This is a genomic window from Pseudoalteromonas sp. 1181_04 (assembly GCF_052850545.1).
The window spans coordinates 29,934-44,010 of sequence record NZ_VXCS01000022.1 but is presented as its reverse complement, the minus strand read 5'-3'; the positions used below and the strand labels follow the sequence as shown (position 1 = coordinate 44,010).

Sequence of the window (14,077 nt, the reverse complement as noted above, 5' to 3'; positions counted from 1 at the left end):
AGGAAGTAAGAAAAAGATGCATGTATTAATGGTTGCGGCCGAAAATGACGCTTTACCAAATGCCAAAGTGGGTGGTGTTGCAGATGTACTACGAGATTGTCCCAAAGCATTAGCGGAGCTTGGCTTAACCGTTGATGTGGTTATTCCAGATTATGGTTTTACCACGTTAGAGCGTGTGCAATTAGGCACGCTCCATGTGCCCTTTGCCGGATATATCTATGATGTTCAAGTGTGGCAAGTATATGTTGATCAGCAGCAAGTCAGGCAATTAGTACTATCACATCCGTTATTTAGTCAGCACCATGGCGCTGTATACTGTAATGATGATGGTGACCGACCTTTTGCCACTGATGCCACTAAGTTTGCATTATTTAATGCTGCAGTGTGTGAAGCGCTATTGCAAGGTGTGATCACTCGTCCTGATGTGTTGCATTTGCATGATTGGCACAGCGCGTGTGTGGCGGTATTGTTAAAGTTTGATCATCGGTTTGCATCTTTTTCTTCTTTGCGCAGCGTATTTACAGTACACAATATTGCACTGCAAGGGATCCGCCCATTCAAAGGAGATGATTCAAGTTTAGAAGCATGGTTTCCGGCGTTAAGTTATAACGGCGAGATATTATGCGATCCGCGTTATCCTCATTGCTTTAATCCGATGCGCAGCGCTATCAATTTAGTTGATAAGATACATTTAGTATCTCCAAGCTACGCACAAGAAGTATTGCAAGCCAGTGAACCGCATAATGGTTTTTTTGGTGGTGAAGGCTTAGAGCGCGATTTGAATAATGCGATGGCGAACAATAAAGTCGTCGGAATATTAAATGGCTGTGAGTACACTGAGCATAATGCACAGTCAACCAGTACGCTATCACAATTATACTTTGAGATAGAGCAGGCATTGTTTGTTTGGATGGCTAAAGAAGTAAACCTGCAAAGCAGTTACTATATAGCTCATCAACGGTTACAGCAGTTCATTGAGCAGCCAGTTAAAGGGCCTTTAGTCACCAGTGTTGGACGCCTAACCGATCAAAAAGCTTTGTTACTGCGCCAACCCTACGAAAACCAGCAAGTGCTTGATGCATTGTGTGAAAAGTTAAATGAACAGCAAGGACGTATGATCATTTTAGGTTCCGGTGACACGGCCCTTGAAGATGTTATGACAGCCGCCATGGCACGAAATAGTAACTTATTATTTTTAAAGGGTTATGGTAATAGCGTTGGCGAATTACTGTATGAGTTAGGGGACTTATTCTTGATGCCTAGTTCCTTTGAGCCATGTGGTATTAGCCAAATGCTTGCTATGCGAGCAGGGCAGCCTTGCTTAGTACATCAAGTCGGTGGTTTAAAAGATACTATTACTCATTTGGAAAATGGTTTTAGCTTTAGTGGTGACACATTACAAACACAAAGCGAGGCGCTGGTAACGTGTTTTGCTAATACTCTTACTCTGAGACAAGAACAACCCAAACAATGGGATGAAATTGTCAGCAATGCTAAGGCTGCTCGCTTTACATGGTCTTATGTAGCAAAGGACTATATCAGTAAACTTTATAATTAATACTGCTATTTATCATCTTACTAGCTATAATGGATTGCAATAACATTATGATTTAGTTACTTAGTATTGTGTTTTATTTCGTAACTAACCATCAATAGTCGAGTTTAAGGGTGAAAAAGTGCAAGTATTTGTTGCGCGCCAAGCAATATTCAATCGTCAACAACATGTAGTTGCCTATGAATTATTGTTTCGTAATAGTACCAATAATTGTTTTCCAGATATTGACGAAAGCGTCGCAACAGCAAAACTGATCATGGAAAATCAGCTTAATTTTGGCACTCGACATATTACTGCTGGTAAAAAAGCACTGATTAATATCGGTCCTGATTCTTTAAAAATGGATTTATGTGCATTTTTGCCTTCGCAAGATGTGGTACTTGAGTTGCTCGAAACAATTGAGCCGACAGAAGAAAACTACCAGCTATGTCGTGCGCTGTTTCATAAAAACTTTGTGTTAGCACTTGACGATTTTGTATATGAGCCTAAGTGGGAAAGGTTTTTAAAACTTGTTAAATTAATCAAATTTGATATTCAAATAACTCCTTTGCAGCAAATTGAACCGATGATTCGACGGCTGCAAAAATACAAAAAGCTAAAGTTGCTTGCTGAAAAAGTCGAAACTATTGATGATTTTAAAATAGCTCATAAGATGGGCTTTGATTATTTTCAGGGTTATTTTTTTGCCAAGCCGGTAGTCATTCAACAAAAAGACATTGATATAAACTATGCATTAGCATTGACCATCTATGCACAAGTTATGAAAGAGCATCCTGATATCAATGCGATTGCGCGATTGTTTCAATTAGATACAGCGTTAGCATTTAAGTTATTAAGATTGATCAACAGCGGTGTGTTTCCTGTCCAAAAAGAAATAGAGTCACTCAAACAGGCTTTAGTCTATTTAGGTCATGATCATATAAAGAAGTTTGTTAGTTTGATCATTACCGCTCACGTTGGACAAACGAAACCTAACGAATTGATCAAAATGTGTATCATTCGGGCGCGATTTTGTGAGCTGATAGCGAAAAAGATAGCGCCTTCGCAAGCGAATAGTGCCTTTTTAACCGGTCTTTTTTCGTTGTTGGATGCAATATTAGATCGCCCAATGGAGCAATTACTCCTTCGTTTACCATTTCCAGAACCAATCAAAGACGCTCTAATGGAAGAAAAAAACACCCTGTATTATATCCTTGCAACAGTAAAAGCGTATGAATCAGGTAGCTGGTGGGCTATGGAGCAAGCAGTTGTATTTATTAACATAAATAGTGATTTACTGCCGAAGTTTTATCGAGATGCGCTAGACTGGTCAAACATACATAAGCACAACTAATAAGTCGAGCCCAATAATGCGTAATCAAAATATGGATGTTATTCGTGGTGTTGCTGTGCTTGGCTTAATGTACATGAATGCCTATTCCTTTGGTTTATTTGAATTTGGTTACGTACCATTACAGTCCCCGCCTTTTTCGGATCATGTTATTCAATGGGTGAGCCTTAGTGTTATTGACGGCCGCTTTCGCAGCTTATTTTGCTTACTCTTTGGTGCTGGCTTATATATTCAGTGGCAGCGTTACCAGCAGGTTGAGCAATTGCAAAAACGCTTAAAAGTATTGGCCGTGTTTGGTTTACTACATGGCTTTTTGTTGTGGGCTGGTGATATTTTGTTTATCTATGCATGCGCAGGGTGGTTGGTCATACAATACCTTGACGCGAGTGACGAGATGTTATTAAAACGCGGTTGGCAATTTCTATCACTAGCCGCAGCGATAACTTTTTTGATAGCCTTAGTTGACCCCACACTGACTATCTATCGAGATTCGGCCGATTTTTTAGCAAGTTATAATGCTTCACAAGGATCGGCATTAACTATTTTTGTCAATAATAGTGTGATGTTTATCGTGATGCTCATTGCACTTCCGCTGATCACTTTGTGGATGGCTGCAGGATTAATGCTATTCGGTATTTATGGCTATAAAAATAAACTGTTTGAGACTGGTTTAACTAAATTAAGCAAAATCAGAGTTTTGTCAATTGCGCTACTGTTAAGTGCGATTAGGATCAGTTTTGAATACCAATCTAGCTTATTTATTAGTGCATTAAAAGAACCCGTAAGCTGGTTTGCAGCATTATTCACAGCCCTATTAATTATTCATTTTGTGGTAATGCTGATGACAAAACATGACTTTCACTTTATTGCATTGCAGCGTGCAGGAAGGCTCGCATTAACTTTATATCTAATGCAAACTATTTGCTTGTTATTGTTGTTTAAAGTTTTTTATCCGCACTGGGTGCTAAGCTTTAATCATTTAGAATATTACGTATTAGTGAGTGGTTTAGTTATTTTTCAACTTAGTTTTAGTGTGATTTATTCGCGTTATTTTAAGCAAGGTCCAATGGAATTTATTTGGCGAAAGTATGCAAATGCTGCTTGAGTTGAAGCTACTGTAAATAGTGTGGTAATTTTTCACTGTCACTGCAGGTTAAAATTATCGCAAACCCATATACCGTAAAACAGAGCAATCGTTTAAGTATAAACAAACAGACTAGATGTTTGCTGTGAAAAGGCTAATTGTTGGTTTAACGGCGCTTTATACTGCGTTATTAATTTTAACAAGTGGCTTCTATTGTTTGCAATCTATGCCTTGTCTAAATCGCTTTTAAATTCAACTGAGCTCGCATCTTAAGGTGGTTTGGGTATACAATATCGGCCTTTAAAATTAATATGAATTTGGCCCATGACAGACTTAAAACGATTAAATAAATTTATTAGTGACACTGGTTTTTGTTCACGACGCGAAGCGGATAAATATATTGAAGATGGTCGTGTTACTGTCAATGGTATTCGACCGGAAATGGGTGTCAAAGTAGCATTGTCTGACACGGTACTGATTGATGGTAAGCCGCTGAAAAAAGTGCCGAAACGCGCGTACATCGCTTACAACAAACCCGTTGGTATAACCTGTACAACTGAGCGTAAAATTCAAAGTAATATCGTCAAAGCGGTTAACTACCCAGATCGTATTTTTCCAATTGGTCGCTTAGATCGCCCATCAGAAGGGTTGATTTTCCTGACAAATGAAGGAGATATCGTCAATAAAATCCTTCGTGCAGGCAATAATCATGAAAAAGAGTATGTTGTTACAGTCGACAAGCCATTAAATCGTCAGTTTGTGAATAAGATGGCAGGTGGTTTACCAATTTTAGATACAGTCACGAAAAAATGCAAAGTTACACAAACAGGACCGCAACAATTTACTATTGTATTAACGCAAGGTTTGAATCGTCAAATTCGTCGTATGTGTGAGTACTTGGGCTATGAAGTGGTCACCTTAAAACGCGTACGTATCATGAATGTCACGTTAAAAGGCTTAAATGTTGGCCAGTGGCGCCATTTAACTGAGCAAGAAATGGCTGAGATTAATAACTCGATTGCCGACTCGGGCAAAACCGAGGAGTTATCAGTGGATGAGAACAAACAATCTGCGAATATCAGCAAGCCTAAACAAGCACGCACGCCTTACAAAGATAACGATAAAAAGCGTGATTTTGCTAAGCATGTCAAACAAGGCCGTTTTGATTCTAAAAATGACCAAACTAACGCCAAACCTGCAAGAAGAAATAGCACCACTCGCACAGGCACATTAAGCCTTAAAAAATAAGATCAAATTGTAAAACCAGGAACAACATAAATTGTGCTCCTGGTTTTATTTAAACCTCAGTTATTTTGCTTTTGGCACCTCAATTTTAAATAGCACGGTATAGAGCACCGGCACTACGATTAATGTCAGCACGGTTGCAAAGCCTAAACCAAACATAATCGTCACCGCCATTGATTGGAAAAACACATCAAATAATAATGGGATCATTCCTAAAATGGTGGTGATTGCTGCCATCGCAACGGGGCGCACACGGCTTACACCGGAATCAAATACTGCTTGATAAGGCTCTTTGCCTTCACTGAGCTCAAGGTTGATCTGATCAACCAACACAATGCCATTTTTAATCAACATACCGCTTAAGCTTAATAACCCAAGTAGCGCCATAAAACTAAATGCGGCGTTCATCACTAGCAAGCCGGCGCTGACACCGATGATTGCTAAAGGTACTGTGGCCCAAATAACCAGAGGTTTTTTTACTGAGTTAAATAGCAACACAGTGACTGCAAACATCGCTAAATAGCCCAAAGGTAACGAGCCAAAAATAGCTTTTTTTGCCTTTGTTGATGATTCAAACTCACCGCCCCATTGTAATTCATAGCCATTAGGGAGTTTAATTGCTTCAATACCTGGCCTGACTCTTGAAAATAGTTTAGCGGGTGTTTCATCGCCTATTACGTCATGATCGGCCATTACTGTAATAGTACGTTTGCGATCGCGGCGCATTATTAGGCTGTCTTCCCACTGTACAACAAACTCATCCACCACTTGAGTAACTGGCACGAATACGCCTAATACTGGGCTGTATATTTGTAGGTCACGGAGGCTTTCAACATTAAGACGCTCTTGTGCCGGTGAGCGAGCAATAATGGGGATCTGTTGAGTACCATCTTTGTAAATGCCGACTTTTTTACCGGAAAAACTGGTTAATAATAGTTGGTCCAAGTCTGTTTTAGCGATACCCAGACGCCGCGCTTTTTGTTCGTTAAGTTGCGGGCGAATGAGTTTTGAGCGTTCACGCCAATCATCACGAATATTATAAGCACCGGCATCTTTTGCTAGCACTTCTTTTGCTTGTTTAGCTAATTGGCGAAGCACTACTGGATCAGCCCCCGAAAAACGCGCTTCTATTTTAGCATCAGTAGAAGGGCCTATTTCCATACGTTTTATTTTAAGCTTGGCATCAAATACATGGTTGTATTCATAGTCGCGAACTTTTGCAATCATCGTCGCCACTGCTTCGCGGTCTTTTACACGGATAATTAATTGACCATAAGCTGGGTATGATTTTTCAGGTGCGTAGGTCAACATAAACCGTGGTGCGCCTTGTCCTATCGTTGATGTTACTTCTTCGACCAGCTCATCTTTTTGTAAGAATGCTTCGAGTTTGGCGACGCCATCTAAAGTGGCATGAATATCAGCCCCTTGGGTATGCCAATAATCTACGTAAAACATTGGCGTGTTAGAAGCTGGAAAAAACGCTTGTTTAATAAACTTAAAGCCAAAAACAGAGCTAGCTAATAAAACGACCATCAACAATAAAGTGGTTTTACGAAAACGCATCGAGGTGCTTAATAAACTTTTATATAGATTAAAGATCACACCTTGATATGGATCTTCATCATGGCTTTGCTGCTTGAGCTCTGTTTCTTTGAACATTAAGTCAGCAAAGAAAGGAGTTAAGGTGATGGCAGTGATCCAGCTTAGTAATAATGAGATAAATAATACCCAAAATAAGCTGCCGGCAAATTCCCCACTAGCGTCAGAGCTTAAGCCAATTGGCGCAAATGCAGTAATCGCAATCACGGTTGCGCCAAGTAAAGGCCACTTTGTTTGCTCCACTATATTAGCCGCTGCTGTTATCTTTGTTTGCCCTCGCTTTAGGTTTATTAAAATCCCTTCGGTGACTACAATGGCATTATCAACCAACATTCCTAATGCAATGATCAGCGCACCTAAAGAGATTCGTTGTAAATCAATCGCAAACAGTTTCATGAAAATGAATGTACCTAATACGGTCAGCAATAAAATTGCCCCGATCAGTACGCCACTTTTAAAGCCCATAAAGACAAGCAGGACAACAATAACGATAGCGACAGCTTCGAGTAAGCTGATGATAAAGCCATTGACTGATTTTTCGACTTCAACAGGTTGGTTATAAACGGTATTTATTTCCATGCCATGGGGGCGCTGATATTCAAGCGATGCTAAATGCGCTTTAATGTTATCGCCTATATCCACAACGTTTACACCACTGCTAAACGATACGCCAACGAGCAAGGCTTGCTGCTGGTTAAAACGGATTACATTATTAGGTACTTCGGCGTATTCACGAAACACCGTTGCAACGTCACCGAGGTAAATAAGTTCATTTTCACCTGGTTTTGAGATCAGTAGATTTTCGAGCTCTTTTACGTCTTTGAATTCGCCTGTTGGGTGCAGTCTAATTGATTCATCGCCTACGCGTATTTTACCTGCATTCGATACGGTATTTTGTGATTGCAATAATTGATAAATTCTAGTTGGTGCAATACCAAGCTGCGCCAGCTTACGCGTCGATATTTCAACCATCACCTGTGCTTGTTGTTCACCACTGACGGTCACTTTACCCACGCCGTCAACGAGTACCAGTTCGCGCTTTAAGTAATCAACATAGTTTTTTAGTTCGTCATAAGAGTAACCATCGCCAGTGACGGCATACATTACGCCGTATACGTCGCCAAAATCATCTAAAATGGTACTTGGGTATACACCACTTGGCAGTGATGAAGCGTTATCGTTAATCTTGCGTCGTAGCTCATCCCAAATTTGTCGTAAGTCTTGTTTGCGATAGTTGCTTTTCATTTCAACGGTAATTTGTGATTTCCCTGGCGATGAAATGCTGGTTACGTAATCCACATACGGCAATTGTTGAATTGCATTTTCAATCGGAAAAGTAACTTCATCTTCTACCTGTTGTGGTGAAGCGCCAGGATATAAGGTGATCACCATGGCTTTTTTTATTGTAAATTCAGGGTCCTCAAGCTGACCAAGTCCTAAATAAGATACTACGCCACCGATTAATAGTAATAGCGCGCACATCCAACTGACGACCTTTTGTTTTATAGCAAGTTCAGCAATGCTCATTTTATAAGCCTCGCTCTTTTTGCCACGGACGTACTTGCATGCCTTCTTTAAGGTAGTGAACACCAGCCGCGACCACAGTTTGACCTTGCTCTAAACCAGCAAGCACTTCAATACCACGTCGATGTAATTGGCCAACTTCAACAGCTTGCTTTTTCACCTTGCCAGTCTGTGGATCGTATAGCCAGACATAGCTGTTATTAGTAGGCTGTGTTGGTTCAGAGAACACCGCTTCAACAGGGAGTAAAATATAGTGTGATTGCGAGTGAGTAACTTTACTTAGATCAATATCTACACTGCCGGTCATGCCTGCCAACAGGTTAAAATCCTTAGGCACAGGTAATGAAAATACCACCTTGTAAGTTAATGTGGCTGGATCTGCTTGGGTGTCGAATTCTTTAATCATTAAGGTATATGATTTATTTGGAAAACCGTCAAAAACCACGCTTGGCTGATAGTCAATGTCTTTATCAATACGGGCGATTAGTTTTTCGGGTACTTGAATGATCACATCCATTAAATCACGGGTTTCTAAGCGAAGAATGTTTTGTTTTGCTTGGATATTTTCAAAGTTTTTAACAAACACTTTGGAAACGGTGCCGCTAAAAGGGGCACGTAATTCGCTATTATCTAAGTTGGTTTTTGCAATTTTTAATGCCGACTCAGCTACCTGTTTATTGGCAAGTGCCTGATCAAGTTCGGATTGACTGGTAATTGATTTATTAAATAGTTTTTGTACGCGTTCAAGTTGCGAGTGCGCCAATTCAAAACGTGCTTTTCGCTCATCATATTGCAGTTGAAAATCTTCAGGGTCTAACTTGGCAAGGAGTTGATCTTTTTCAACATGTTGACCCGCCAATGCCGGGAACTCTAATAACTCACCGTTAACTCTAAACGCCAAATAAGAGCCTTGATTTGCCACTACTTCTGCCGGAAAACTGCGTATTGTCTGATCTGAGTTAGTATCAATTTCAAATAGTTTTACTGGACGAATAGCTTGTTCGACGTGAGTGTCGGTATTTGATTCTTTACAGGCGACTAAACTCAGTATTAATGTAGATATAATTAAAACTGGCGACAGTTTCATGGTCTTCTCCGTGGCTATGAAAACATAAATTAGGTGCAGCATACGCCGCGAACATATAAAATAAAAATTATTAAATTTTAAAAAGATCATAAATAAAATTTATGATTTTAAGTTGGACCATTATGAACTTAGTGCAGTTAAAAATGCTTGATGCCATTGTTCGCACTCAAAGCTTGTCGCAAGCTGCTTTAGCACTGTATAAATCGCAACCAGCTTTAACGTTAGCTATTAAGAAACTTGAAGCTGAGCTTGGTTTTGAATTATTAGATCGTAGCCATTATCGATTGCAATTAACTGAAAAGGGTCGTATTTATCATCGCGAAGCAGCATTATTATTAGATGCTCAGGCACATTTAGCACAACTGGCCAGTGAACTTGCACTTGGTAATGAAGCAAATTACAAAATTTGTTATGAGCAGTTATGTCACCAAGCACTGTATAACGATATTATTTGCAATGCTTTTGTTAAACATACCAGCACCGAGTTTAGTGTAACCAGCGGAAAACGCTTTGTTTCTCTTGAGCAAGTTAATAAAGGACAAGCAGACTTAGGGATTGGTCCGTGGTTTGATTTGTTTCATGCTACAGGCGATTTAGAAAGTTTACCGATTGGCAAGCTCGATATTGGTATTGTTAGTGTGACAGGATTAGTGCCAGATAAAGTAACTTATCAACAATTACAGAACTTTCCTTGTTTAGCGATGTTTGAAAGTGATATGAGTTTTGACTCTGATCGTTTATCGTATTCAAAAGGCTCTACCATGATGAAAATTGATGATATATCAACTTTAAAATCGTTTTTATTATCGGGAGCTGGCTGGGCAATGATGAGTTTAGCGCATTGTCAAAATGAACTTGAAAGTGGTGTATTACAACAAATTAAAATACTAGACAGAGAAAATACGTTTAGCGCACAGATCAGAGTATTCCGACAAAATGCCACTCATCATGGACCCGTGGCAAGAGCCGTGTGGCAAGATTTTAAGCAGTTAAGTAAAACGTTTTTAGGGTCGTAAATGCAAGCCAGTAAAGAAGACAAAATTTATACTGTGATGGCGAATATACCGCCAGGAAAAGTAGCCAGTTATGGACAAGTAGCGGCAATGGCAGGATTGCTAAATAATGCTCGGCTAGTAGGGCGGTTATTAAAGTTAATGCCAAAAGATTCAAGCATACCTTGGCATAGAGTAATCAACAGCCAAGGTAAAATTTCTTTTCCTGAAGGGACAGCGCAGTACCAAAAGCAATATCAATTACTGCAAAGTGAAGGCGTAATTTTTAAAAATGGTCGTGTTAATATGCGTCAATTTCAGTGGGACTAATTAAAAAATTTAACCGACCGTAATAATATAGCGGCTGATTGCAATATAGTGACAAACACAGCCAGCAATCACAAATACATGCCAAAGTGCGTGGCTATATTGACGACTTTTAGCACTATAAAAGAGTGTGCCGAGACTATACAAAATCCCTCCACTGAGTAACCACCATAGTGCATTTACTGGCACATTTAAATAAAGCGGGTAGACAATTGCAACTGCAAACCAACCCATTAATAAATATGTTGATAAAGACACCTTTTTGTTTTGTTTTTTCACCATTAATTTATAGCACACTCCGCCAAGTGCTAAAGACCATATAAATACCAGCGTTAAAATCGACCAAATTCCGGTTAATGAGAGTACTAAAAAAGGGGTGTAAGTGCCTGCAATCAAAATATAAATAGCACAGTGGTCACATTTTTTATAAAAAGCCCGCGCACCTATGCTGCTACTGCTGTGATAAAGCGTAGATGATAAAAACAGCAACAATAAACTACCGCCATAAATAATTGCACTGACCGTTGCTTCAATCGTGTGTATCTTGCCGGTAAGCTCCCACAATACAAACAGTGAAAATACAACGCCTGCGCCGTGAGACAAGCTATTAAGTTGCTCTTCTTTTTTAGAATAAGCGGGTTCAACCGACATCACATACTCATCGTAAAACATTAATATGGGTTTGAGTGTACAAGTGTACGCTGAAACTTTCAATGCTTATTTATTGACTATATTTTAGTATTTTTAACCACTTTGAATGGTTTTAAAATTCACATCATCAAAAGGTTATGCACTTATGTGATTTAAAGTGCATAAAAAACAATTGGTTAAAATTTATTTCGTGGTTGGCACAACCTTTGATTAAGTAATAGCGACTAACTTAATAACACAATAGGGAATACCATCATGAAAAGCATTATTAAACTATCTGTTGCAGCACTTTTGGTTGTTGGTTCTACACAAGCAAGTGCAAATGACGGTCAATTAGATATCACTCAAACGCTATCAAACAGCATTGCACATTATATTGAAAGTACGAGTGATGAATTACAAAGCAAATTAAAACAGTCATTGTTTAGTGATTCGCAAAAAATGTTAACTGAACTGCTTTCACAGCATAGTGAGCAATCAGCTAAAGTTGCGGAAAATACATCACAACTCGTTGCAACTAGCAATGCAGTAAAAGTTGAGGATTAAGGCAATGAGCAGCGAATTAGGATTATTAGCTTTAATGTTAGCACCTGTAGTGAGCTTATTAAGTGTGTATGCCTCAGTTGAATTATTACGCAACGTAGGGCAGTGGTTAAACATAGGCTAAGGGGATAGCGATAAGTAATAATCAGTAACGTTGATCTTATTTGCTGCGGTGCACGTAACGTAATGCATAGTTAAACTGATGTAGTAAGCCTTATGAAACGTGCAATCTTTCCATTACCGGTATTTATTCTACCAAGCGGGTATACGCGGTTACGTATCTTCGAACCTCGCTATCTTGATATGGTTAAAGAATCACTTAAAAATGATCATGGTTTCGTACTTTGCCAGTATGATGTTGATAGTTATCTCAACGTTCCTAGGTATGGATGCTTAGTTGATATTATTGACTTTTCACAAGATCAACAAGGACAACTATTAATTGATGTGGTGGCCAAATCTGTGGTTGAGTTAACTGATATAACTCAAGATAAACAGCAACTGCGTTTCGGTCAGCTATCTGCACCTAAAACATCTCTTTGGTTTGAACAACCTCACAACTTAGAGCGCGATGATTCATATTTAGTAACGGCACTAGAGCAGTTGTTTGCTGCTAATCTAGAGTTAACCGATTTATACCGCCAGACACACTTTGATGATCTGAACTGGGTGCTTGCAAGATGGCTTGAATTATTACCTATTTCAATTGATAAAAAACAACAGCTTGCCTTTAAATCGGACTTTGCGAATATCCACTCTTTCCTTCATACTGTGATTAATAACGAATTTTCCTAATTAATATGATCTTATTTTAGTTGCTCTGCGTATTGCACAAGCAAGAACACTAATAGGAATATTATGATGGTAAGTCAACAACTTTCAACACGTTGTGAACCTAACACAGGTAATTACACTGCCATGCCACAAACGCCAAGCAAAGAACTTGCAGATGCATTATCTGCGGTTGCAGCTAATCGTGATAAACAGGCTTTTGCTTATTTATTTGCGTACTTTTCACCGAAAATAAAACGCTTTGGTATTAAGCAATTTAATTCAGAAGCGCAAGCGATGGAATTAGTGCAAGACACCCTTACCTCAGTGTGGCGAAAAGCACATCTTTATAATAATGATAAAGGTGCAGCTACAACGTGGGTATATACCGTAATGCGTAACGCATCATTTGATATGCTCAGAAAAATGAAAAGTAACAAAGAAGACAATATTAGCGAAGATATTTGGCCGCTAGTTGAGCAACATGATAATGCCGACCATGAATTTAGTGATCATCTTGAAAACCAGCAAATCAAAAATTACCTCGATAAATTACCTCAAGCTCAACGCGATGTTGTTAAAGGCGTTTATTTTCAAGATATGTCACAAGAGCAACTTGCAGATCAATTGAATATTCCAATTGGTACTGTGAAGTCACGTTTACGTTTAGCGTTACAAAAATTACGCAATGAAATGGGAGACCGCAATGATTAAACATCACCCAAGTGATGCGCTATTAGCGCAGTATTGTAATGCGTCATTACCGGCGAGTATCAGTGTTGCTGTCGCTATTCATCTTGACATGTGTAGTTGCTGTAAAGATAAAGTGCAACGCATTGAAGCGCAAAATGCTGTAGATGTGTTTGCGCATCATAATGAACAACTGCAAACTACAGATTTAGCTATTGATGAACTATCATTACTTGATGCAATTACCGCTGACGATAGTGTTGATGATGTATATAAAGTGACGCCACAAACTATCCTTGTCAATCAGCAAAATTATCAATTGCCTCGTGCTCTTGCCCGTATTTCACATAGTAAGTTTATGCAAATGGGTAAGTTATCACGTTCTCGTATCGCTCTCGATGATGGTGCGCTACGTTCGAGTTTGCTACACATAGATGCTGGTGGGGAAATCCCTGAACATACCCACACTGGTTTTGAACTGACTTTATTACTCGATGGTGAGTTTAGTGATGAAGACGATCATTATGTGCCTGGCGACTTTATGTGGCTCGATGGTCGTCATCAACACACTCCGATCACAGAAAAAGGCTGTTTATGTTACACAGTAGTCAGTAGTGCTCTACACTTTAATAAAGGACTGAGTAAGTTACTCAATCCAATTGGCAATTTGATTTACTAG

The 14,077-nt window shown here is 39.2% G+C and carries 13 protein-coding genes; 10 read left to right on the top strand and 3 right to left on the bottom strand.

The features are described from left to right. The first annotated feature begins 16 nt into the window (after positions 1 to 16). From FW757_RS17590 to rluF, 4 genes are all read left to right on the top strand, one after another. Complete coding sequence (locus FW757_RS17590; protein ID WP_446441525.1) at positions 17 to 1,558, top strand: glycogen synthase; 1,542 nt, start codon at positions 17 to 19, stop codon at positions 1,556 to 1,558. A gap of 118 nt (positions 1,559 to 1,676) precedes the next feature. After that, complete coding sequence (locus FW757_RS17585; RefSeq protein ID WP_182718648.1) at positions 1,677 to 2,888, top strand: EAL and HDOD domain-containing protein; 1,212 nt, start codon at positions 1,677 to 1,679, stop codon at positions 2,886 to 2,888. 16 nt (positions 2,889 to 2,904) lie between these two features. Then, entirely contained in the window at positions 2,905 to 3,990 is a 1,086-nt protein-coding gene (locus FW757_RS17580) for a DUF418 domain-containing protein (protein ID WP_446441524.1), read from the top strand. Between the two features lie 303 nt (positions 3,991 to 4,293). Continuing rightward, positions 4,294 to 5,217, top strand: a complete 924-nt coding sequence (rluF, locus tag FW757_RS17575; protein ID WP_149980166.1) for a 23S rRNA pseudouridine(2604) synthase RluF — start codon at positions 4,294 to 4,296, stop codon at positions 5,215 to 5,217. Between the two features lie 60 nt (positions 5,218 to 5,277). Here the strand turns inward: rluF and FW757_RS17570 are convergent, their stop codons facing one another. Together FW757_RS17570 and FW757_RS17565 are read right to left on the bottom strand one after the other, a co-directional pair. Next, positions 5,278 to 8,340 carry an efflux RND transporter permease subunit gene (locus FW757_RS17570; protein WP_182718649.1) on the bottom strand — a complete coding sequence of 1,021 codons (3,063 nt, stop codon included), beginning with the start codon at positions 8,338 to 8,340 and terminating at the stop codon, positions 5,278 to 5,280. A 1-nt stretch (position 8,341) separates the two neighbouring features. Further along, positions 8,342 to 9,424 (bottom strand): efflux RND transporter periplasmic adaptor subunit, encoded by a 1,083-nt coding sequence (locus FW757_RS17565; protein ID WP_145235892.1) that lies wholly within the window; start codon positions 9,422 to 9,424, stop codon positions 8,342 to 8,344. A 122-nt stretch (positions 9,425 to 9,546) separates the two neighbouring features. Here FW757_RS17565 and FW757_RS17560 point away from each other — a divergent pair, with 122 nt between their 5' ends. Then, positions 9,547 to 10,440 carry a LysR family transcriptional regulator gene (locus FW757_RS17560; protein WP_145235888.1) on the top strand — a complete coding sequence of 298 codons (894 nt, stop codon included), beginning with the start codon at positions 9,547 to 9,549 and terminating at the stop codon, positions 10,438 to 10,440. Then, on the top strand, positions 10,441 to 10,746 hold the full coding sequence (locus FW757_RS17555) for an MGMT family protein (protein ID WP_145235885.1): 306 nt from the start codon (positions 10,441 to 10,443) through the stop codon (positions 10,744 to 10,746). 9 nt (positions 10,747 to 10,755) lie between these two features. Here FW757_RS17555 and trhA read toward each other — a convergent pair whose 3' ends face one another. Further along, positions 10,756 to 11,394, bottom strand: a complete 639-nt coding sequence (gene trhA, locus FW757_RS17550) for a PAQR family membrane homeostasis protein TrhA (RefSeq protein ID WP_182740059.1) — start codon at positions 11,392 to 11,394, stop codon at positions 10,756 to 10,758. Positions 11,395 to 11,649: 255 nt separating this feature from the next. Here trhA and FW757_RS17545 point away from each other — a divergent pair, with 255 nt between their 5' ends. The 4 genes from FW757_RS17545 to FW757_RS17530 all read left to right on the top strand — a co-directional run bounded on the left by FW757_RS17545 (position 11,650) and on the right by FW757_RS17530 (position 14,077). Continuing rightward, on the top strand, positions 11,650 to 11,940 hold the full coding sequence (locus tag FW757_RS17545) for a hypothetical protein (RefSeq protein ID WP_149980170.1): 291 nt from the start codon (positions 11,650 to 11,652) through the stop codon (positions 11,938 to 11,940). A 213-nt stretch (positions 11,941 to 12,153) separates the two neighbouring features. Then, positions 12,154 to 12,732, top strand: coding sequence for an LON peptidase substrate-binding domain-containing protein (locus FW757_RS17540; protein ID WP_182794299.1), 579 nt, complete (start codon positions 12,154 to 12,156; stop codon positions 12,730 to 12,732). A 66-nt stretch (positions 12,733 to 12,798) separates the two neighbouring features. Then, positions 12,799 to 13,422: a sigma-70 family RNA polymerase sigma factor gene (locus FW757_RS17535; protein ID WP_182740069.1), complete on the top strand. Its 624-nt coding sequence runs from the start codon at positions 12,799 to 12,801 to the stop codon at positions 13,420 to 13,422. Further along, positions 13,415 to 14,077, top strand: coding sequence for a ChrR family anti-sigma-E factor (locus FW757_RS17530; RefSeq protein ID WP_182761711.1), 663 nt, complete (start codon positions 13,415 to 13,417; stop codon positions 14,075 to 14,077). The genes FW757_RS17535 and FW757_RS17530 overlap by 8 nt, the downstream gene beginning before the upstream one ends.

Bases quoted from the DNA above. Each gene is read 5' to 3' on its own strand.
- FW757_RS17590 (WP_446441525.1), top strand. From the start codon at position 17: ATGCATGTATTAATGGTTGCGGCCGAAAATGACGCTTTACCAAATGCC.
- FW757_RS17580 (WP_446441524.1), top strand. From the start codon at position 2,905: ATGCGTAATCAAAATATGGATGTTATTCGTGGTGTTGCTGTGCTTGGC.
- rluF (WP_149980166.1), top strand. From the start codon at position 4,294: ATGACAGACTTAAAACGATTAAATAAATTTATTAGTGACACTGGTTTT.
- FW757_RS17570 (WP_182718649.1), bottom strand. From the start codon at position 8,340: ATGAGCATTGCTGAACTTGCTATAAAACAAAAGGTCGTCAGTTGGATG.
- FW757_RS17565 (WP_145235892.1), bottom strand. From the start codon at position 9,424: ATGAAACTGTCGCCAGTTTTAATTATATCTACATTAATACTGAGTTTA.
- FW757_RS17560 (WP_145235888.1), top strand. From the start codon at position 9,547: ATGAACTTAGTGCAGTTAAAAATGCTTGATGCCATTGTTCGCACTCAA.
- FW757_RS17555 (WP_145235885.1), top strand. From the start codon at position 10,441: ATGCAAGCCAGTAAAGAAGACAAAATTTATACTGTGATGGCGAATATA.
- trhA (WP_182740059.1), bottom strand. From the start codon at position 11,394: ATGTCGGTTGAACCCGCTTATTCTAAAAAAGAAGAGCAACTTAATAGC.
- FW757_RS17545 (WP_149980170.1), top strand. From the start codon at position 11,650: ATGAAAAGCATTATTAAACTATCTGTTGCAGCACTTTTGGTTGTTGGT.
- FW757_RS17540 (WP_182794299.1), top strand. From the start codon at position 12,154: ATGAAACGTGCAATCTTTCCATTACCGGTATTTATTCTACCAAGCGGG.
- FW757_RS17535 (WP_182740069.1), top strand. From the start codon at position 12,799: ATGGTAAGTCAACAACTTTCAACACGTTGTGAACCTAACACAGGTAAT.
- FW757_RS17530 (WP_182761711.1), top strand. From the start codon at position 13,415: ATGATTAAACATCACCCAAGTGATGCGCTATTAGCGCAGTATTGTAAT.